This is a genomic window from Pirellulales bacterium, assembly GCA_019694455.1.
Taxonomy (GTDB): Bacteria; Planctomycetota; Planctomycetia; order Pirellulales; family JAEUIK01; genus JAIBBY01.
This window is the reverse complement of record JAIBBY010000023.1, coordinates 57,722-78,657: the sequence shown is the minus strand read 5'-3', so window position 1 is coordinate 78,657 and position 20,936 is coordinate 57,722. Positions and strand designations below refer to the sequence as shown.

The following is a 20,936-nucleotide window of genomic DNA, read 5'->3' as shown; positions in this document are numbered from 1 at the left end:
GGTTCGAGTCCTTTATCGCCCACTGGACGGTTGTGCATTACAAGGCAACTGCTCGCAAACCCCGGCCAGCCCGGGGTTTTTTGTTGCGCGCGGCGGTGTGACTTGCGGTTTGAGGGCCGGTCGCGCGTGCTGACTGCGCCGGATGATGCGCCGCTGCGCGACGATGTGGAGTACGATACGGGCCTGTGATTGGAGCTAGCGGCGATTCACTTTCGCTGGCCCCGATCGACGCCGCTGACTGGCCCACAGGCAACCTCCCCTCAAAAAACTTCCTTTGGCCAATCAGCGAGCTAACCTGGGAATTGCCGCGCTGCTCGTGCTGACCGCGGCGGGCATGTTGCCGTTCGCCAATGCTCCCTGGGCGCACCGCGACGATTACGCCAGCGCCGCCTATGCGCTCATTGCGCGCAACCATGTCGAGTTTGGTCTGGCTGCCACGCGCGGCGCCAGCGTCTTGAACGTCGATCGGACCGCGCCGGCCGAAAGCCCAATCTATGCACATCACCCATTCTTGTGGCCACTGGTCGAGGCGGCCACGTTTCGGCTGTTTGGCGCTAGCGAGTTGGTGACGCGACTGGTCTGCATCGCCACGGCCTCCGCCACCATCTGGCTGTTGTTTCGACTCCTGCGCGAGCAGTTCTCGACGCGCGTGGGGTTCTTCGCGGCCGGACTGTTCGCGGTGTCGCCGGCCAATCTATTCACCGGTCGCACCAACTCGCTCGAACAGCCCGCCAATCTCTTCGTGGTGGCGAGCGTATTGGCCTACACGCGCTGGCGGGCACAGCGCAGCGGCGGACGGTTGTTGTGGTTGCTGGCCGTGCTGGCCATCGGCATGCAGATCGAGTGGCAGATTTACTATCTCGCCGCGATCTTGCCAGTTCATGCCGTGCTTAGCGGACGCCAGCGCGACGATTGGCTGGCCGGCGCCGCAATGGCGGCCACGGCGCTGGCGATGTTCGCTCTCTTTCTGGGGCACTTGTGGCTGGCTGACGCCGCGCAGTTCGCCGATCTTAAGAACGCGTTCTTGTTTCGCAGCGGACTGATGAGCGCGCCACGGCAGTTAAGCTTTGCCGGCACGGTGACGCAGTTTGGCCCGGGGGAGTATATCGAGACGCTGCTGCGGCACGCGGCGCATTTAATGACGCTTCCTTTCTTGCTGGTCGCCGCAACGGGGCTTTTGTATTGCGCCGCCGGAATGCGGAACGCGCGCAATCGCCTGTCGCTGGTGACGCCGTTGTTGCTGATCGCGCCGGCGCTGTTGCACAGTGCGATCTTCTCGAACGCGATGTTCGTTCACGAGTGCATGGTCATTCTCTACTTGCCCGGCCTGGCCAGCGCGGCGGCGGTGGCCATCGACAGGTTTCTGGCGGCGACCATCGCGACCAACCAAGCCGGCCGACTGGCCCGCGACCGGCAACAGGTGGCGGCGCGGCGCGGGCTTGCCGCGCTCGGCGGCTGGCGCCTGGTTGGCGTGGTATTGTTCCTGGTCGTTTACTCGATGCTGTCGCTGCGGCGTACGGCCGAGCTTTATAGCCATCCCAACTTCGACGCGTTGATCGCGGGCGTCGAGATTGGCGATGTCGCGGGGCCGCATGACAACGTGCTGGTGCTCGGCATACCGTATCATCCGGCAGTTGAGTGGTACGCCAAGCGCGACGTGCAGTTTGCCGATCGCAACCCGACCGGCGCGGCGCGACCCGACCGGGCGCCGACGATGGTGGCGGTGCTCGACCATGTGGACGACTGGCTCGCCGCCGCCAGCCAGCAGGCAGGGGACGATTTTGCTCGCCAGACGCGCGGCCTACTGGGTTTGGTGGAGCAGGCCCAATCGCGGCAAAAGACCGATCATCTCACGCTGTATCGATTGAGCCCGAGCGATCAACCGCCGCCCGGCGAATCGACTCGCCGGCTGCTACAGTAGCAGTTCAGCGAAGTTCCATCGGTCGGTTGTGGAAAGCGTCATGTCGCAAGGCCAGCCAGCAGCGCCCGCGCGCGTTCGCCCGCCGCGGCGGGTGTTCATCGTGCTGCCCGCCTTCAACGAGGCGGCGCGCATTGGCCGATTGCTCGACAACACCGACGACGCGCTGGACGAAGCGGGGCTGGCGTATCAGATCATCGTGATCGACGACGGCAGCACCGATGACACGGCGCGGATCGTTCGCGAGCGCGCCTTGCGCATGCCCATCTTGCTCAAGCAACACGCGCAAAACCAAGGACTAGGAGCGACGATTCGCGATGGGCTGTTGGCCGCTGTCGAGTTGGCGTCGCCGGCCGATGTGATCATCACGATGGACGCCGACGACACCCACTCGCCCGGCCTCATTCTGCGGATGGTGCGGCTGATCCGCGAGGGATTCGACGTGGTGATCGCCTCGCGCTATCAGCCCGGCTCGCGCTCGATTGGCGTCCCCTGGTCGCGCCGCGTGTTGAGCTATGGGGCAAGTTGGCTGTTTCGCGTATTGTACCCCATCTCGGGCGTGCGCGATTACACTTGTGGCTATCGGGCCTATCGGGCGGAGGTGATTCAACAGGCCGTGCGGCGCTACGCCGACGACTTTTTGAATCAAGACGGTTTTCAGTGCATGGTCGATATCCTGCTCAAGCTGCGTCCCATGCAACTGGTGTTTGGTGAAGTGCCGTTCATCTTGCGCTACGACCAGAAGGAGGGGGCGACCAAGATGCGGATTGGCCGCACCATACGGCAGACCTTGGCGGTGCTGGTCCAACGAAAGTTCACCCGATGGCAGTGAGCTCGACTTTTGATCGCGACTACTTCGCCGCCAACTACGCCAACTATCAACGGCAGAACCCCGCGCGCAAGCTGGCGTTTTACCGTCACCTGATCGAACCGGCCGCCACCTGCGATCGGCCCGCCAAATTGTTGGAAATCGGCTGCGCGTTCGGCGGCTTTTTAGCGTCGCTTGACGACCGCTGGCGCTGCTGGGGGCTGGATGTGAGCGACTACGCTATTGAGCAGGCGCGGCTAGCGGCGCCGACGGCCACGCTGGCGGTGGCGAGCGGCGCGCGGATACCGTTTGCGGAGACGTTTGACTGCGTGGCCGCGTTCGATGTGATTGAGCACATTCAAGACCTGGAGCAGGTCGCCGATGGCGTTTTTCGGCATTTACGCCCGGGCGGATATTTTGTGTTTGTCGTGCCGGTTTACGATGGGCCGACGGGGCCGATTATTCACGCGCTCGACCGCGATCCCACGCATCTGCACAAGCGGTCGCGCCAATTCTGGATCGATTGGCTCACCGGCCGCTTCGAGTTGGTCGACTGGCACGGCGTGTATCGCTATCTGCTGCCGCTTGGCTATTACGTTCATCTCCCGACGCGGCGGTTTCGTCGGTTCACACCGGCCATCGCGGTGGTCGCGCGGCGGCCGCTGGAGAGTAGCGCGACTTGAGCAGCCAGCGGCGTTAACGTATCCGACTCGCCATACAGTCAACGTACCTACGAGAAACGGCCGAGCGACTTGGGGGGCCGCTCGGCCGTGGTGCTACTGGGATTAGCGAGGCAACTGAGATGCTCAGCCGATCTCGTCGAGCAGGCGCTCGAGCGCGCCATCGAGCTTGTCGCCCGTCTCGTAGGAGCCATCGGCGATGGCGGCGCGCAGCGACTGCACGCGCTCGTGGCGGATATCAGGGATCTCGCTGAGCTTGCTGGCCAATTGCGCGGCCTGCGAGATTTCGACCTGGTCGGCGCCTTGCGTGGCCGCAGCGGCGCGGGGCGCGGCGGCCGGCGAGGTGGTGTGCGGGGCGCGGATCGCTTGAGGGCCGTGAATGTAATTAGGTCCGTAGATTTGCATGCTCTGTCTCCGGCGACTTCTGGCCCTGGCTCAGGCAGATCGCGGAGCGTGTAGTTCGCCGCGATCGGCTGATCGACAAACGCGGTTCGCGCTTGTCGCCTTGGCCATGAACCAAACGAGCGGTCGCGGACTGGCCGACCCTGTTCTCCCGTCTGAGCCTCGTGGCGGCTCGTGCGATTGCGGCGCTGGGGAGAACGTTTGGCGAGTGATCCCGCGAAGCTGCGTTCAGCTCAAAACAACGACACAGTAACTCGGCGCCGCTTTCCGTGTCGCGTTCGACTTCGCGGGCTCTGACACCCGTTACATCGGCCGCGGAGGGGCGGCAATTCCATCCAAAATTCGAGAGGCCGTCAACCTTTTCACACACCATGCAACTCACATAAGCGGCCGCGCCAATGCTAGCAGCGCGGGGCACTTTGTTGACTTGGCGAAACGTTCCACCCGCACGGTCCGCGCCGCTGGGCGCGGCGTGCGAAACGGCCGGAGTATCGCTTCTGGAACACGTTGCGTTTCGGCAACGTGGAACCCGGTGCGGGGCTGAGTATAGGCCCGCTCTCCAGACCAAACAACGTCAACCTGCGACCCCTCCTCAGCGCCCTGCAGAGGCAGCACAACTCGGCAGCAGGCCGTGAAAAACCCCCCTCCGCGCGATACTTACCAGCAGTACGCGGGTTAAACACGGTAGAGACGCCCTTTTTGCAAAGGTATGACGATGACGAAAAATACGCTGATTCTCGGGATTGCCGTGTTGCTCGGCTTTGCCCCATTTGCCTGGTCGGACGAAGACAAGCCGGCGTCGAACATCGACGCGGGCAAGCTGTTCGAGCAGTTGGATCAGAACAAAGATGGCCAAGTGACTGGCGACGAGGCTCCGGACGACAAGCGGCGATTGTTCGATCGGCTGGTCGATCAGGCTGACAAGAACGGCGATAAGCGGTTGAGCGCTGAGGAAATGGAGGCCGGTTTAACCGCGGCAGAGACCAAACACGGCAGCCTGGACGACCGACCCCAGCGCGGCCCGCGCGGCGATCGCCCCCGCCCGTTTGAGCGACTGAAAGAAATGGACGCCAACGGCGACGGCAAGGTGGCGCTCGACGAATTGCCGGAGCAGGGGCGAGGAATGTTCGAGCGGATGCTCGACCAGTTCGACGAGAACGACGACGACGCGCTAGATAAGGCCGAAATGGAGAAAGCCGCTCGTGCCATGCGCGAGCGATTTGCGAAAGGCCGGCCGGATGGAGAAGGTCGTGACCGTCCCGATGGCGATCGGCGTCGCCGCCCCGATGGAGAGCGACGGCCGGGGCGCGGCAAGCGTGGCGGCCCCGATGGCCCCCATCCCGATCATCATGGTCCCGGTGGACCGCCGGCGCAGTTGTTTCGTTCGCTAGACGCCAACGGCGACGGCCGCATCGACGGCGAAGAAATCTCTCGCGCGGCCGAGACTCTCAAGGCGCTCGATCGCGATGGTGATGGCGCCATCACGCCACAAGAGATCGTCGGTCGGCCACACCGACCGGATGGCGAGACGCTGGCCCAGCGTGGCGACGGCCCTGCCCCTGATCGAGCGCATCCGCTGCTCGAGCGCCTACTGTCGGCCGACAAGGACGGCGACGGCAAACTCTCGAAGGAAGAGGCGCCCGAACGGCTGAGCGAGCGCTTTGACAAGATCGATCGCAATAGCGACGGCTTCATCGACCGCGATGAACTAACCGTGCTGGCCGAACGAATGGCCAAGAAGGGCGACAAGGGGAAGCCGGACGGCAAGAGAAAGCACAAGGGCAAAGGAGGCCCCGGCGGCAAAAAGCGTCACCACGACAAAGATCGCCACGACAGGCCGGACGACGGAGACAAGAAGCGCGACGAGGTGTGATCGCTCGCCGCGGTTTACTCGGCCAGCAGCCACTCGACCACCTGGGCCAGTCCATCGTGGCCGAGTGGCCGGCACACGCGATCGGCGGCGACGATGGTTTCTGGCGTTGCGTTGCCCATCGCCACGCCCAGGCCGGCGCCCTCGATCATGGGAATGTCGTTAACATCGTCGCCCACGGCGCAAATTTCCGCCGGGGCAATGCCCCACTGCGCGGCAAGACGCAGGACCCCCGACCATTTGGTGACCCCGGCAGCGGCGACTTCGCACATGTAGCCGGTGTACTTGGGGCTGCGGAGCACATGGGTATAGAGCGCGCCGGGGGCGGCGGCTTGCAACTGCGCTTCGAGCGCGAGCATTGGCGCCTGATCGCCCATGACGAAAAGCGCAAAGACGCCATGCGGCGGATCGTCGGCCAGCGTCGGCAACAACCGCTCGCTGCCCGCATTCAGCCGGAGGAATTCTTCGAGTCGCGGACAAGCGGTTTCGAGCCGGGCAATGTAGAAGTCAAAGCCGTGGTGAAAGCTGTCGGCGTAGAGCATCGGCTCATAGCCCGCGGCGACCATTTCGCTGACGACGCGCAGCAATACGGGGCGAGGCACTTCGGCGCGAAACAATGTGACGTGGTCGGCGGGGCGTTTGATGAGCGAACCACTGGCGGTGACCACTGGCACATCAATACCCAGTTCTTGAACGATGGCCAGCACGCGGCTGTAGCGGCGGCCGGTGGCCAGGACGATCTGGATGCCGGCGGCCCGGGCAGCGGCCAGCGCGCGGCGCGTAGCGGGCGTGATATGGTCGTGAATGTCGACCAGCGTGCCGTCGATATCAAGCGCTAGTAGTCGGTAGCGAGGCATGCGAGGCCACTTGCCGAGAAGAAATCGAAAGCGTCGCCGCGCAGTCTATTGCCAGCGCCCGCTCAACGCCATGCCGCCAGCGCGCGGCCAGGTGCGCGCTATTCGGCCGCCGAGCGCGAACCATGGGGGGATCCGCCGATTGGCTGATCAAATGGTAAGGGACGACCCGCCACGGCGAACCCTTGTTGATACAACTCCGCCTTCAGCTTGCGATAGGCCTCGAAGCCATCGGGATAGGTCCACAGCGTGACGGTGGTCGAACGCGGATTGAGCGCCGCGACGCTACGACGAAACTCACTGGTGGCGGTAAGTGCCATGCCGGTTGGTTCCCCTTCTTGCGGAGAGACCGGCACAAACTCGCACTCGCGCAGCCGGATGTAGCCGCCGTCGCGCTCCAATGTGTATCGCATGCGAAAGCCGGCGATCGGGCCGGCCGTGCCGGTGGCCTCGTACTGTTGGCGCAGCTTGTCCTCTTGGCGGCGCATTTCTGCCGGCAGCCGATCGAGCAGTCGCTCGATCGGAACTTCGGCCACGCGCCCGTCGCGCAGTTGAAAGTGCGCCTCCTTGCCCGTGACCACCTTGGAGATGGGAGTGGGATAGCTCACCACCTGCACGGTTGGGCGCTCGCTGGTCACGTCGCTGGCGAGCGCAAGATCGACGCGAGCCATTTCTTGATCGATGGCGTCGGTCGCGCGGCGCAGATCAAAATCTTGCTGGCGTGTGGCGTCGAGTGCGCCGCGCGCGGCGGCGATCCATTGCTTGCCCTGTTCGGCCTGCACGGCCAACAGGCGGCGCTCTTCAAACACGACCGCGCCGGCCATCTGCACCTTTTCGATCTCGTGGGCCAGTCGCAGCACGTCGTCTTGCAGCGACTGGGCCTCGGCGGCCAGTTCCGCGAGCTTGGCCGGTTGGGCCGTGTCGGGCGCTTCGGCCTGCTGCGCTCGCATGCCGGCCACCACCACCAGAATGACGATAATGCCGACCATGTTGCAGATCACATCGAGAAACGAGTCGCTACCGAAGGCCTCTCCCTCTTCGCGAATTCGACGTGAGACGTAGCGGGCCATGCGAATTGAATTCCTAGCGGTTTGTCGCGGGCGGCGCGCCCACGATCTTGGTTTGCCGGCGGCGCACCTCGATGCCGCTATCGGCCAGCAGCGATTCGAGGTCGCTCGCCCGCGCTTCGCCAGTCGGGAGTACGTCGAGCACCAGGATGGGATGCCAGTACAAACCGTTGCCGGCGATGCCCCAATGATCGATGTGTTTCCAGACGGCGCCGATTAGTTCGTCGACCGCGTCCTCGGTTTCGCCCGCCAGCGGCACATCGTGCCGACGGCCCGAGCCGTCGTCGCTGACAATGGCCAGCGAATTTTGATGACATTCCACGACGATCGGCCGCGACAACGGCGCAGCGCCACGGGCGGCCTCGGGCACACCCCAGTTCTTGCCGCGTTTGCGCGCCATGCTTTCCAGGTGCGGCGTGGCGCTGTAGTACGGCATTCCGCCCGGCTTGCCCCCAGGTGAGCCAGGGCCGTGCGCCTGGCCCGGAGTATCGAGTGGCGACGTGCCGAGCGATGGGCCCTCGGCGCCCGATGCTCCGGGGTTACCCGCGCCGCCACTCCCTGGTTCGGGGCGGTTTGATTGGGAACTGTTCGATTCGGCGCCACTAGCGCCAGCCCGCGAACCGCCGCCGTGCTGAGAGGCGAATTCGCCATCTCCCGCCGCGCCAAAGGTTGACGACTGCCGCGATCCCTCCTCGCCAGCTTCCGCTGCGTCAGCGCCGTGCTCGTCGCCTTGGCCCGGATATTGCGCCGCGCCGCCACGGCCGCTCATTATGGCCTCGGGTGGAAACAGACCACCGTCGGCGCCGATCTCGCCGCCGCGACGTCGATCAGTCTCTGCGCGGGCCAGCGCTTCGCCGCGCTCGTCATCTCCCACGCCAGCGGCCGCGCCGCCGCGTCGATTGCCGAACGAGGGCCGCGAGTGGCCGCCGTAGTGATCGCGATTGGAATCGCCCGCCGCGATGATGCCGCCCCCGGTGGGATTGGCGCGATAGACGCGATTGGACCTGCCGCCAGAGCGCGGGGCAAGTTGGGCGAGCAAATGTTGTTGCTCGCGTGCGGCCTCGATTGCTTCCTCGACACGGCCGGCCAACTCGACATCGGGCTGGGGAAACGCGAGTTGCCAGTCTTCGTCGATCAACTCGTAGCCAAAATCCTCCCCCCAAGATTGCAGGGCAACGCGCGCCGCCCAATAGGCGTCGATGCCATTGGGCCGCACCAGCAGCAAGGGATACGGTTCTTCGTTTTCGGCGATGCGTTCATTGAGGTGCTGCCGCACGGCGCGAACCGCGGTGGCCAGCGGATTGCCGGGGCCCAGGGGACCGGCGAAGTCGTCTTCTTTGAACGTGATGCCTTCGGGCTGCAGCACAATGCGGTCGGAGCGACATTCGAGGTAGACGGGCACGCGGCGAGTGCCGTTGGGGCCTTCGTACGGAACAATGGCGTAGGAGGGCGCGCGGTTGGACTGCTCGCGGCGACGATCCTCGAGTTCGACGCGCTTACGGGCCAGTTCTCCCTGCTTGCGATCAAGTTCAAACTGAAGTTGGGCGCGCTCCTTGGCGGAGAGCGCGGCGGACCGGTCCAGTTCGTCCTTGGCGCGAATCAACTCGGCAAGCTGGGCGCGCGTCTGGTCGCGCGATTGTTCCAGATGTCCTAGCTCCAATTGACGTTCACGCAGGTCTTGCTGGGTCTTGTCGCGCTGCTCAGTGAGTTGCTCCACGCGCAGTGTCAAAATCTCGTGCTCGGCGGCCTGCTCGGCCGTCATGCCTTGCGGCTGGCCGATGTGGTTCTTAGCGCGGTAGGCCACCACCGCCAACAGCAGCGTCATCACGCCGAGCGTGCTCAGGAGCATCTCGAGGAACGGGAACAACGAGAACCCGGGCTTCGATTCGCGATGGCGTCTGCTCATGGCGCGCGCCGCTCCGCTCGAAGCGCGCCGCGGCGATCCAGGCATGGGCCGCCGGACAGGTGGAACGCGCTTGGTGACAGACGCGGCATGCGAACTCAAACGTTGAATGGCCAACCGGCGACCGCCAGCCAACCTGGGCAAGTCATCCCGGCCCCTCCGTGGGGCGACAAGATGTAGCCGAGTTGCGGCAGTCGATCAACTTCGCCTTGCGCGCCAGACGCCGGCGCGCAAGATCCGCAGTAAGATCGACCTAATCGGCAAACTCCGTGAGATAATTGGCGCCAGCCGCCTGCTGTCATGCGAGGCAAGGCAAACTGAGCGTTCTGCGCCGTGGTCTGACTGGCAACAGCATCGCTAGCTGGGAAGGTTGCGACAGCGCTAGCAGCGCGCGGCGCGGCTGATAATCGAACGACGCGGCGCGATTCGATCATTCGGCAAACTTTGCCAAAGACGGCGCGCTGCGCCGTCCGATTTCAATTTCACCGGCGCTCTGGTCGCCGCGATTGAGACAGGGGGGCGACTCCTCGGGATTCGAGAGTTGCCACGTTTGAGCTGGGCTTCCCAGGAGGGAAACAGTCCGGTGATGGCCGCGCAAGCGGTCTCCCGGACTGTTTTATTTTCTACTCGAAAGCGCCCGTGCGCTGGCACGCCGAAAGTGCGGGTACCGCACTACTAGGCCAACGCCTTGTGGATCTGCGTGGTCCATTGGCTGGCGGCCGGATGTTGCGCGGCCAGGCGATCGTAGTTGCGCCGGCGCTGGGCCTGCGACTGGTGGCTGTGCACCAAGGTGTCCGCCACCAAGGTGGCCATGACCACGACGCCAAACATCATGAGCAGGATCATCTTCGTACCGCGAGTTGAATGGGCCGCTGGAGCGATTGCCTCGTAACGAACAATTGATAAAGGCATTCGCGGCGCCAATCGATTTGTGCCTGTGCGAGATATGGCACAACAATATATAAAATAACGTGTTACGATAACCTGACTGTGGTGCGTGCTCGTAAGAGAGGTCGCCAGCGCATCCAGAATCGCGACACCGCGCTAATCGAATTGACGACAGTCGGCTAGCGCCCGCTGGGCGCGTAGGTGGCGAAGCAGCGCGGGGTTTCCCACAGCCGCACTTCGACCACCGGAAACTTCTGCGCGGCGGTGAAATCGAAGATCAGTTTGGCGATGTTCTCGGCGGTCGGATTGTCGTCGATGAGAAAGAGAGGTTCGCCCAACTCCTGCAGGACCTTTACCGCCGGATCGCGCCGACAGAGGATCATGCGGTGATCGAGCGTGTCGTCGATCCAGCGGCTAACCACGTTCTTGATATCGCTGAAGTCAAGCACCATGCCGCGATGGTCGAGGCCTTCCGACTCGATGGCGATGACGGCAACGCCGTTATGTCCATGCAGATGGCGGCATTTGCCTTCGTAGTTGAGCAGGCGATGGCCATAGCAAAAATCGATCTCGCGAGTCACTCGAAACATGATGGCTACTCGGGGTGCGATTTAATCGGGCAATGGGACGGCGCGGCGTAGTGGGTGGGATCGTCGATGCCAGCCTGCGAGAAGGCCAGTCGCCGCTCTTGGCACTTGTTGCAGGCGCCGCAATGCTGACCGCCGACCGGATTGATGCAGGAGAAACTCAGTTCCAGCGGAAAGTCACGGCCCAGACGCATGACATCGACTTTGTGCCAATCCGCAAAGGGGCGCCAGATGCGCAGCGGCCGATTGCCTCCCAGTTCAAGCATCGTCTCCAGCGCGGCGAAGTAGCGATCCGTGGCGTCGGGAAAGGGATTCGAAGCAAGCGGCGCTAGCGCCAACTGCGGAATGTCGTGCATCTGGCAGTAGAGCGCCGGCTTGCTGACCAGCAGCAGGTTGCGCCCCGGCAGATAAACGGCTTCGTCCGGTGTGTCGGCATCGGGCACGTCGCCTCGGAGGCTCCAGTGCTCTCCATACAGATCGGCCACCGGCATTTCGTGTACGACCAGCGGACGCACCCAAGGCGAAGCAAGTCGCGCCAGCAATTGGCGGACGGCGGCCAACTCGGCGGCCTCCCAGCGCAAATGCGAACGCACATAGACCGGCTGCACGACGATCTGTTGATGCGCCAATTGGGCGAACAGCACCGCGCTATCGAGCCCACCACTGAGCAGCACCGCCACCGGCGCGCCGGCGACCGGTGGATCGAGTTGGATGGGCCGATCAGGCAACTCGGGGGTAGCCTCGGTCGCTGGGATGGGGGTTAGGTGGTGGTATTTTAGACCATTTGGCACGTTGGTCGACAGCTAGCCCAATTCGAGCGCGGTCTTGTCTAGCGTCGGCACAATCGCTACAGTCCGCCGCCCCACAATTTCGGTCCTCGCGGGGCCCCGATTTGCGCGCTAGCCAATTGGCGAGCGGAGCAGCGTGAAAAATGCGGCTGATCGGCGATTCGGCGTGACCGCTAGTGGCGGGACGATGGTCTGTATCGGCGGCGGACATGTAGGCAGGTGGTCAAAACGCAAGGTTTTCCTTGAATTGAAGTTGGGTGCTTTTAGAATGAAAAAAGGCGTCCTCCATTTTGTCGTAAGCGGCTTCGGCCTCTCAAGATCGGTGGCGGGCGCCGGCCTGTTGTTGGTCCTGGTGGTGGCGTGCGTGCTGGGTGGGGATGAACGGGGTGCGGCCTACGCCCCAAAACCGACCCTGCCGCAGGCTCATGCTGGCGATCAGGAACTAATCGCGTTGTCGTTCGCGGCAAGCGACAAGGTGCAACAAGTGACCGTAATCGACCCGCGCAAGCAGGTCATGAGCGTCTATCATATCGATGCCACGAACGGAGCGATTGAACTGAAGAGTGTGCGGCGCATTGAGTGGGATCTGGAGATGAGCCAGTTCAACGCGCTCGATCCGCTGCCGCAGGAAATTCGCTCGATCATCGAACAAAACCGATAGCGTTGGCGCCATAGCGCAGGGAGGCCGTTGGACCGCGCGTGAAGCACGAGGTGGCCCATGGCCATGAAGCTGATCAGCTTGGAAGAAGCGGCCCGACTCTTGGGAGTCTCCGTCGACGAATTGACTCGCCGGCGCGAGCAGCGCGAGATTTCTGGCTATCGCGACGGCGCGACCTGGAAGTTCAAGGAACAAGACATTCTGCGGCTGCGCGACGCCGAGCAAGACGTCAGCCTCGACGACGAATCGGATTTTGATTTGTCGCTGCCCGAGATCGAACTGATGTCGCCCAAGCCGGCGACGCCCCCTCTGCCCGCCATCGAAGACGACGGCGACACCGACGATGTGGTATTGCTCAGCGACCTGGAGCTAGGGCAATCGCCGGGGGCGTCGAGCACGATCATCGGCAAACCGGGCGCGCAGTCTCCCGAGGAGAGCGACATTTGCATCGTGGCCGAGGACGATGGCGCCAAGAACTTGCCCGGCGGCAGCGGCCTCTTGTCGGGGGGGAGCGATCTGGCGATGGCCGGGCCCGGCGGCAACGCCTCCGATTCGGGCAGCAACCTGCGGCTGGTAATCGACGACCAGCTGGACGTGTCGACCGAGGCCGACACGCAAATGCGGATCAGCAAAGATCTGTTGCCGGGCGCTGGCAAGCGCGACATTTCGCTCTCCGACGACCTGGCGATCGACGAGTTGGTGCTGGCCGACCCGCAGGGGGGCAGCAGCAGCGCCAGTCGCGGCAGCAAGACGGGGGACAGCGGCATCGCGCTGGCGGTGGAGGATTTGGACGACGACGAGCTGGTGCTAGGCGGCAGCGACATTACGCTGGGCAGCGCCGACAGCGGCATTTCGCTGGCGTCGCCCTCGGACAGCGGCCTGTCGCTCGAAGAGCCGCTCAAGCTGCGGACGCCGAAAGAAAAGATTGTCGAGACGCCCGACGAGGAGGAGTCGCTGGCGCCGCTCGACGAGCCGAGCGAAGCTGGTTCGGACGACGACTTTTTGCTCACGCCCATGGCGGAGGCAGACGCCGACGACGCCGACAGCGGATCGCAGGTGATCGCGCTCGATAGCGAGAGCAGTTTTGGCTCGGACATGCTGGGAGACGACGCCGGACTGGGCGGCGGCATGTTCGAAGACCTGGGGGGTGTGGAAGCCGCCGACGCAGCGGCCGATCCGTTGGGCGCGGGCTTGGCCGCTGGTCCCGGTTTGGCGACCGCGCCAGTGGGAGCCATCAGCTCGCGCGAGGCGCCGTACACCATGGGAAACGTCATCTCGCTCTCGCTTTGCGCCCTGGTGCTCAGCCTGGGCGGACTGATGACGGTCGATCTGATGCGCAACATGTGGAGTTGGGACGAGCCCTACTCGCTCACCAGTTCCTTGGGCGACGCCATTTTGAGCGTGGTGCCCATCGGCAAGTAGGCGGACGACACGGATGCAACGAAGCGGATTCGAAAGGAGTCGAATCATGTCGAGCGTGCGGGGCCTGTGGCTGGCAGGCGCTATGTTTTCGTGTCTATTGGCCGGCTGCGCCTTTGTGCCCAAGAGCCGTCTGACGGCGTCGGAAACGCAGGCCCGCGCCCTGTCAGAACAGAATCAGGCGCTGCTGGCCGACCTGGAAAATCGGAAGGTCCACTATCAGCACATGGAAGATCGGCTGCGCCGCGCGGAAGAAGATTTGGCGTTGGTCGAAGAGCAGCTCAGCTCGGCCAAGCGGCAAAAGAGCGGCACGAGCGTGCGCTAAGCCGTTGCGGGCGCAAGTCTTCATCGACTCCAGTGCGACTACAGAGTTCTTGTCGTGATTGCTTGAACTCGTGGTGCCACCTCTCTGGCGGGGGCGTCATCCTCGACTCGGCCCCGCGCTGGCGCCTATAATCTTGTTTTAGAAGCGAATTTGGTGGCGGGTCGCTGCTCGCACGCGCGTCCCCCCTCGCCACTGCCCTGCCAGCTCCCCTCCTTTTACGCACGTCGCACCCCCTCGCACCATGGCGCGGCCCAAGCAACACACCGCCGATCAGTCCCTGCCGGTTCGCGCCGGCGTGATGCTCTATGAGTTCGCGGCGTCGCTCAAGCTGGCGGTGCCGCTGATCTTTGCGCTGGCGGCGGTCCTCGGCTGGGCCACCTTTGTCGAGCGCGAATACGGCACGCGCGCCGTGCAGTTTGGGCTGTATGGCAGTTGGTGGTTTGGCCTGTTGGGTGTGCTTTTGGCGCTGAACATCTTTTTCGCCGCCGTGATTCGCTATCCCTGGAAGCGCTACCAGACCGGCTTTGTCATCACGCATCTCGGTTTGCTCACCTTGTTGTTTGGCTGCCTGCTCACGCGGCGCGGCGGCATCGACGCGCAAATGGCGATCTTTGAAGACGACGCTGGCCAATACGCTTATAGCGGTAGCGAACGGATCGAACTGGCCATTCAGCGCTCGCCGGGCGATAGCGCCGAGGCGGACGGCAAGGTGCAGGTCATTTCGATCCCGTTCGAAGGGGGGCCCTTCAACTGGGCCGATCTCGAACGGATGCGGCGGCTGCCCGCGATCAGTTCGCTGAAGATCGACGGTAAGTTGGCGCCGACCAAACTGTTGACCGCGCTGCCGAACTGGGTGGCCTGGAATCTGGCGCCGATCAGCCGGGGCGTGCTCTACGATCGCGAGGGGATCCGCGTCGAGGCGCTCGATTATTACAGCAACGCCACCGAGGTCGACGCGCCGCGCTTGGCGCTCGAGCTTTCGATGCCGCGGATGCAGCAACTCGATAGCGAGGGGCGCGCTGGCCTAGGCGAAGAAAGCTGGATGCCGGTCGAACTGGCGATTCGCGATGGCTCGCGCGGGCCGCTGGCCAAAAAGGGAATGGGCGATCGGCAACGCAGCGGCGGCGGCAACTTTGTCTTGATGATGACCCCCGACGCCGCCGAGGTGGAGGCGTTCTTGAACAGCCGGCCCGACGCGGCGCTGCCGCTCGACGGCAAAGGGCAGGTGGTGTTGTTCGCCGCCGGTCAGCGGTTTCCGATTCGGGTCGAAGACAAGCTGGGGCAACCGGCGTTTCCGTTGGGAGACACGGGTCTCACGGCCGAGGTGGTGAAGCAGGTGGCGCAGGGCCGCCCGCAAAACGCGGCCGATGGCGGCTACGAGGCGGTGGAAGACGCCGAGGTGCAAGAGAGCCCGGCAGTGGAGATCGTGGTGCGGCGTGGAGAGGAAGCGCCGCGACGGATGGCGCTGTTCGCCAGCTTTCCGGAATTCAACTACCAGGCCGACTCGCTAGGCGTGTATGGCAGTTATTGGGTCGATTTTGGCGAGAAGAAGTCCGAGCAATTGCTGGCCGGCCAGGGAGGGGCGCGCATCGACATTTTGCAAGGACCCGCGCAAAAACTGTACTACCGTTACTGGAACCGGCACACCGTGACCGAACTGGGCGAGTTGCCGCAAGACGGCAAGGCGGTCAATGCGTTCAAGATGCCCGTCGCGCAGCTCAAGATGCGCGTGAAGGAATACACCCCGGCCGACGCGCCCTGCAAGGTGGTGCTGCCGCGCCCCTTCGATAAGTCGCTGGCCGCGCAATCGGCGCTGCGGGCGGTGAAGCTCAGAACGACGGTCGACGGCAAAACGAGCGACTTCTGGCTACTGGGCGCGCCACCGCTGGCATTCAACAACGCGCTTTCCGCGTCGGAACTGCGCACGCTGTTGGGCGACAATCGCAGCGTAGGCGTCAGCTTTCCGCTGGAGCAGATTGACGTGGGATTTTTGATTAAGCTCGACGACTTCGAGCGTCGCCTCGATCCGGGCACCGACACCGCGTCGGGCTACGCCAGCCAGGTCGATTTTCTCAATCCCGCCACAGGGGGCGCGGTGCTGCGCGACGTGAAGATCAGCATGAATGCGCCGGTCGATTTTTCGGACCCCAACAACGGCCGCTCGTATCGCCTGTTTCAAGAGTCGTTCGCGGGGCCGTTCCGTCCGGCTGACAGCATGTACCGCACCTATTACCGGCTGCATCCCGATCATCCGCGCCGCGACAATTTGTATAGCTCGACCTTAACGGTGAATTACGACCCCGGCCGCGGGGTGAAGTATTTGGGCTCGCTATTGGTGGTGGCGGGGATTGTCACGATGTTCTATATGCGAGCCTATTTCTTCAAGCCCGTGCAGCGCGCCGAGCCCAAGGCTGCGGCAGTGTCGTCGCCGCCACCGCGCGAGATGGCGACCATATGAACACTTTGTTTTTGTCCGTGGGGCGCCGCCATCGATTGGAAAAGTCGAGCCGGTTTTGGAGTCAGTGCTTTCCGCAACCCTTCCGTCACAAGTCCGCGTGGTGAGACATGAGACGATTTTCTTGGCTCTGTGTGGTGTTGAGTTTGACTGCTTCCAGCGCGCTGGGGGCTAGCTCGCCGAGCGCGCTCGACTGGAGCGCGTGGGACACCCTGCCGGTGGTGCACGAAGGGCGCGTGATGCCGCTGGATACCTTTGCCCGCGACTCGGTGCGCGAGATCTGCGGTCGCGAGAAGCCGACCTTCGACCTGAGCGCCAGCATGCCGGCGGCGGAGCTGAAGTCAGAGGCGATGGCGCCGGCGCGCTCGCTGTTTCCGGGAGACAAGCCGCGCCAGTTCAAGGCGTCGGAGTTGCTGCTGAGCTGGCTGATCGAGCCGAGCAAGTGGGAAGACGTGCCGTTCATCGAGGCCAAGCACGAAGGCCTGCGCGAGATGTTGGAGTTGCCCCTCAAGAACGAGGCGGGCGAGGCGCTGGCCTTTGTCTCACCCAATCAGCTCAAGAACTCCGATGGCTTTCAGCGTCATTTGATGGAACTGGCCGAGCGGCAACGCGCCGCGCAGCGCGAAGGTCAAGAGCCGCGCATGAGCGAGGCCGAGAAGAAGCTGGAGAAAGTGTGGCGGGCAGTGACGATCTGGAAGCGGCTGGTGCTGGCCAAGTCGCTCGATAGCGAGGCGATGCAAGGCTTGCAGCAGTCGCTGTCGACTGCCGCCGAAGCCTGGCAACAAGTCGCGCCAGAACTGAACATGATCGCCGAGGCGGGCGGCGAAAAGACGCAATTGCAGCAACCAGTCGAGCAGGCGAAGCAGGCGTTCTTGCAACTGGCCGAGGCTGCGCAAAAGCCGACCGCCACCCTCACCGAACTGGAGGCGCCGGCCCGGCAGTTTGCCAGCGCCGCGGCCAACTTGGCGCAGCAGTTCGCGGGACTCGCGCGGCGAATGGCCGAGCATCCCCCCGCGGATTGGGAGAAAGAAAAGCAGGCCGCGCTGCTGGCGCGCCTGGAGGACGTGGCGGGCAGAACCAAAGAACTGGCGATGGCGGCGGCGCGGGTTGAGCGCGCGCTGTATGAAAACGGCGAATGGCTGCGCGTCGTGCCCGCGCTCAACGCGGCGGCGCTGGAAAAAGATCGCGAAGCCGACGATCGGGCCGAGCCGTGGCTCGACCTGGAGACGTTGCTCTATGGCACGCCGGCGGCGCTGGCAGGCTATCCACCCGCCGCGGTGCAGGCGGTGCGCGACGCGTTTACGCAACTAGCGGCAATTTACCCCGAACGCGACGCGCGGCCCAACGACTTTGCGGCGGCCACGCAGGGGTTGTCTCGTTCGCTGCGCACATTAGGAGAAGAGGTCGAACCGCTGCGCGACAAGCTCGATCTCAAAGAGCGCGACGACGACCTGATCGCTTACACGCGGTATCCGGCCGCCAGCGTCACGGCAACGGAAGTGCGCTACAACCGCTTGCAGCCATTTCAATGGTCGTGGGCAATCAGCTTTTTGTCGCTGTGGCTGTTTGGCGCGTACATGATTGGCGTGCGCCGTCGCGGCCTGTTCTACGCCGGGCTGGCGGTGCTGTTCTTTGGATTGGCCTGGGCCGTGTACGGCTTTTATCTGCGGGTGATCATCACGGGCTGGGCGCCGGTGACCAACATGTATGAAACGTTGATCTACACCGCTTTCTTTGTGACGGCGCTGGGCGCTTGGTTCACCTTGTTGCCGGTCACCTGGCCGGGACTGCAAAACGCCTGGCGGCTATCCGCCGCGCCTCCCACCTGGGAAGCCACTGAGCTATCGGCCGATCAACTGCGCTTAATGCCGCGCGGTCGCTGGAACGGTTTGGGCTGGCTCTTGCAGATCCCGCGTTTGGCGCTGGCCGTGGTCGTGGTCTGGGCGCTGACCATGGCCGACTACGCGGCGGGTGGGCGCAAGATCATTAACTTGCTGCCCAACATCGACGCCGGGCAAAGTCTGCCCGACTTCAACGACCTGATGACCTGGGGCGTGGGCCTTGTGATCTTGCTGCCGACGGTGTGGTATCTGCCGCGTGCATTCGCGACGGCGCTGGCGTTTCCGCTGGTGGCGCGGCGCAGCCTGGGGGTGCAGCGCGACAAACTGTTCGAGCAGGTCTACGCGCGCTGGCCGTTCTGCGTGTCGGCGACGATGGCGGCCACGTTGGGCGGGGCGCTCGCCAGCTTTGCGCCGATGCTCGACAGCGGCTTTGGTCCGTTGACGCCAGTGCTGCGAGACAACTTTTGGCTGTTGATCCACGTGCTGACGATCGTTTCGAGTTACGCGGCCGGCGCGCTGGCCTGGGGCATTGCCAACATCGCGCTGGCGTTTTACTTGTTTGGCGCGTATCGCGCGCCAGAAGCGAGCGGTGTCGCGCTCGGGCATCGTCCGGCCGGTCCGGCCGGCGGACACTCTGCGTTTGTCGGCAAGCGGCCGCCAGCGCAAACGGCGGAACTATCGAGCTTTGTCTATCGCGGTGTGCAGGTGGCGGTGGTGCTATTGGCCGCTGGCACGCTGCTGGGCGCCTTGTGGGCCGATGTGGCCTGGGGACGCTTTTGGGGTTGGGATCCCAAAGAGGTTTGGGCGCTGGTGTCGCTGCTGGTGTATCTGGCCATCTTGCATGGACGGTATGCCGGCATGTTCGGCAACTTTGGGCTGTGCGTTGGCGCCGTGCTCGGCTTCACCGCGATCATCATGTCGTGGTATGGCGTCAACTTCTGGCTCGGCGTGGGACTGCACTCCTATGGCTTCGGCGCGGGGGGGCAGTATCAAGTGCTCGGTGGCGTCGGCCTGAACTGGCTGCTCATGCTGGCCGCGGTGGCACGCTACCAACTGGAAACCAAAGGAACCGTCGCGTTTTGGCGCGGCAGCGAAGCCGCCCCCACCAGCGCGGTCGCCGAAGCCAGCTAAGGCGTAAGATTGCTCATTAGCGCTGCGTTGTCGGGCGCGTGTCGGCGGGACGCGTGACCATGCGCTCGTCGGCTGCCGGCAGCGGAAGATGCCTCGCCAGGCGCTGCGCTTCGCTCGTGCCGGGCATCACGCTCCGCGTGGCGGGAGTGAGCATTTCCACGAGTTGGCCAATTGGCTGACGGCCGCGCGATTGTCCAATCAGCACCCCCTTGTCGTCGATCATGATCGCGCCGTTGGTGGTCGATCGACCGCGCAGTTGCACGCCGCGCGCGCCCAGCGCCACATCGAACGCCAATTGATCGTAGGCCTGCGGCGCTTGCTCTTCGACGGCGATGGGCGATCCCGTGCTCGGCAATTGCAGCGACCGTGCGGCGTTCAGCAGCGAGCGCCCGACCAGACCGGGCCCGGCGATCACGGTAGCGCTGGCGCGCTCGATGCGCCGACCCCGCAGCACCAGCGAACTGACGCCGCGCGCCGGGTCGGGTCGCGGGATCTCGATCTCGGCCAGACCGGTGAGCACGTGGGGCGAGCAGGAGGCCATCACCGCCTGCAAGTCGACCTGCGTCAACCGGCCGAAAAGCTGCGTCTGCCACTCGCCGCCAAGTTGACTGGCGAACATCGAACCGCGAAACGTGGCGTCATGTCCTAGCCATTCGACTTCGACGCCCAGCGGCGCCAGCCAACGGCACGGCACCCGCGCTTCGCCCGTATGAAACTGCACATCGTAGCGCGGCGCGAGCGGATCGCGACGCTCTAAGACGCGTGCCCGCACGCTGTCGGCGCCGACTTGATCGGCCAGCGCGAACGTCAGGTACGCCTGACTCGCGCCATCAGCCGCCGCGTCGAAGCCGGCCTGCAAGCGCAGGAGCGCCACGGGTTCGTCACCGGCCGGATGATCGTCGAGCCGCCAAATCGCTTCGCTGGCAACCAGGCGCACGGCGCCAGTCGGCGGCCGGCGCAGCGCGTCTTCGACCCATTCGGTCAGACTCGCGGCCACGTCGGAATGCAGTTCGAGCTTGTCGAGCGCGACCAGCCAGCCGCTGTCGGCGCGCTGCGCGTCGACGCGGTTGGCGCTGGCCACCACGCGGCGTGTGCGCGGGTCGCTTAGCTCCAGGCCGACGAGGCGCATGACCCCCGGCAATGGATAGCTCACGCGCGACGTGGAAACGTCGACACCGAGCGCCAGGGCAATATCTTGCTCGACCGCGCGGCGGTGTGCGGGCTGCCGCAGCCATAGCGCCGCGGCCAGCGCCGCCAGCGTGGGCGCAAGGCAAAGGCCCACGAACAGCAGGCGGCAAAGGTTGATTCGAGTTCGCTCGTGCAGAAACATCCGTGTTCCTGA

Annotated in this window: 17 protein-coding genes; 9 read left to right on the top strand and 8 right to left on the bottom strand. The window is 64.2% G+C overall.

The window, feature by feature from the left end; translation table 11 throughout:
- The first annotated feature begins 274 nt into the window (after positions 1-274).
- The 3 genes from K1X71_11400 to K1X71_11390 are packed head-to-tail and all read left to right on the top strand — an operon-like array spanning position 275 to position 3,409.
- Positions 275-1,921, top strand: a complete 1,647-nt coding sequence (locus tag K1X71_11400; protein ID MBX7073742.1) for a glycosyltransferase family 39 protein — start codon at positions 275-277, stop codon at positions 1,919-1,921.
- Between the two features lie 40 nt (positions 1,922-1,961).
- Positions 1,962-2,750 (top strand): glycosyltransferase family 2 protein, encoded by a 789-nt coding sequence (locus K1X71_11395; protein ID MBX7073741.1) that lies wholly within the window; start codon positions 1,962-1,964, stop codon positions 2,748-2,750.
- Positions 2,741-3,409 carry a class I SAM-dependent methyltransferase gene (locus tag K1X71_11390; protein ID MBX7073740.1) on the top strand — a complete coding sequence of 223 codons (669 nt, stop codon included), beginning with the start codon at positions 2,741-2,743 and terminating at the stop codon, positions 3,407-3,409. The genes K1X71_11395 and K1X71_11390 overlap by 10 nt, the downstream gene beginning before the upstream one ends.
- A 123-nt stretch (positions 3,410-3,532) precedes the next feature.
- Here the strand turns inward: K1X71_11390 and flgM are convergent, their stop codons facing one another.
- Complete coding sequence (flgM, locus tag K1X71_11385) at positions 3,533-3,811, bottom strand: flagellar biosynthesis anti-sigma factor FlgM (GenBank protein ID MBX7073739.1); 279 nt, start codon at positions 3,809-3,811, stop codon at positions 3,533-3,535.
- Between the two features lie 712 nt (positions 3,812-4,523).
- Here flgM and K1X71_11380 point away from each other — a divergent pair.
- Entirely contained in the window at positions 4,524-5,681 is a 1,158-nt protein-coding gene (locus K1X71_11380) for a hypothetical protein (GenBank protein MBX7073738.1), read from the top strand.
- Positions 5,682-5,695: 14 nt separating this feature from the next.
- Here K1X71_11380 and K1X71_11375 read toward each other — a convergent pair whose 3' ends face one another.
- The 6 genes from K1X71_11375 to K1X71_11350 form a co-directional block, all read right to left on the bottom strand.
- Positions 5,696-6,535: a Cof-type HAD-IIB family hydrolase gene (locus K1X71_11375; protein ID MBX7073737.1), complete on the bottom strand. Its 840-nt coding sequence runs from the start codon at positions 6,533-6,535 to the stop codon at positions 5,696-5,698.
- Between the two features lie 98 nt (positions 6,536-6,633).
- Positions 6,634-7,602, bottom strand: a complete 969-nt coding sequence (locus K1X71_11370) for a hypothetical protein (GenBank protein MBX7073736.1) — start codon at positions 7,600-7,602, stop codon at positions 6,634-6,636.
- 13 nt (positions 7,603-7,615) lie between these two features.
- Positions 7,616-9,505 (bottom strand): hypothetical protein, encoded by a 1,890-nt coding sequence (locus K1X71_11365; protein MBX7073735.1) that lies wholly within the window; start codon positions 9,503-9,505, stop codon positions 7,616-7,618.
- A 672-nt stretch (positions 9,506-10,177) separates the two neighbouring features.
- The gene (locus K1X71_11360) at positions 10,178-10,348 is read right to left on the bottom strand and encodes a hypothetical protein (protein MBX7073734.1); all 171 of its coding nucleotides are present in this window, start codon (positions 10,346-10,348) and stop codon (positions 10,178-10,180) included.
- A gap of 221 nt (positions 10,349-10,569) precedes the next feature.
- The gene (locus K1X71_11355) at positions 10,570-10,980 is read right to left on the bottom strand and encodes a 6-carboxytetrahydropterin synthase (GenBank protein ID MBX7073733.1); all 411 of its coding nucleotides are present in this window, start codon (positions 10,978-10,980) and stop codon (positions 10,570-10,572) included.
- A 5-nt stretch (positions 10,981-10,985) separates the two neighbouring features.
- Complete coding sequence (locus K1X71_11350; protein MBX7073732.1) at positions 10,986-11,657, bottom strand: 7-cyano-7-deazaguanine synthase; 672 nt, start codon at positions 11,655-11,657, stop codon at positions 10,986-10,988.
- Between the two features lie 244 nt (positions 11,658-11,901).
- Here K1X71_11350 and K1X71_11345 point away from each other — a divergent pair, with 244 nt between their 5' ends.
- The 5 genes from K1X71_11345 to ccsA all read left to right on the top strand — a co-directional run bounded on the left by K1X71_11345 (position 11,902) and on the right by ccsA (position 19,594).
- The gene (locus K1X71_11345; protein MBX7073731.1) at positions 11,902-12,426 is read left to right on the top strand and encodes a hypothetical protein; all 525 of its coding nucleotides are present in this window, start codon (positions 11,902-11,904) and stop codon (positions 12,424-12,426) included.
- 57 nt (positions 12,427-12,483) lie between these two features.
- Positions 12,484-13,845: a helix-turn-helix domain-containing protein gene (locus K1X71_11340; GenBank protein ID MBX7073730.1), complete on the top strand. Its 1,362-nt coding sequence runs from the start codon at positions 12,484-12,486 to the stop codon at positions 13,843-13,845.
- 46 nt (positions 13,846-13,891) lie between these two features.
- A complete protein-coding gene (locus K1X71_11335; GenBank protein ID MBX7073729.1) occupies positions 13,892-14,167 on the top strand; it encodes a hypothetical protein in 276 nt (91 codons plus the stop codon).
- 241 nt (positions 14,168-14,408) lie between these two features.
- On the top strand, positions 14,409-16,625 hold the full coding sequence (locus tag K1X71_11330) for a cytochrome c biogenesis protein ResB (GenBank protein ID MBX7073728.1): 2,217 nt from the start codon (positions 14,409-14,411) through the stop codon (positions 16,623-16,625).
- Between the two features lie 107 nt (positions 16,626-16,732).
- The gene (ccsA, locus tag K1X71_11325) at positions 16,733-19,594 is read left to right on the top strand and encodes a cytochrome c biogenesis protein CcsA (GenBank protein MBX7073727.1); all 2,862 of its coding nucleotides are present in this window, start codon (positions 16,733-16,735) and stop codon (positions 19,592-19,594) included.
- Between the two features lie 16 nt (positions 19,595-19,610).
- On the opposite strand, the gene K1X71_11320 is transcribed toward ccsA, so the two are convergent.
- Positions 19,611-20,924 carry a hypothetical protein gene (locus K1X71_11320; protein ID MBX7073726.1) on the bottom strand — a complete coding sequence of 438 codons (1,314 nt, stop codon included), beginning with the start codon at positions 20,922-20,924 and terminating at the stop codon, positions 19,611-19,613.
- Between the last annotated feature and the right edge of the window lie 12 nt (positions 20,925-20,936).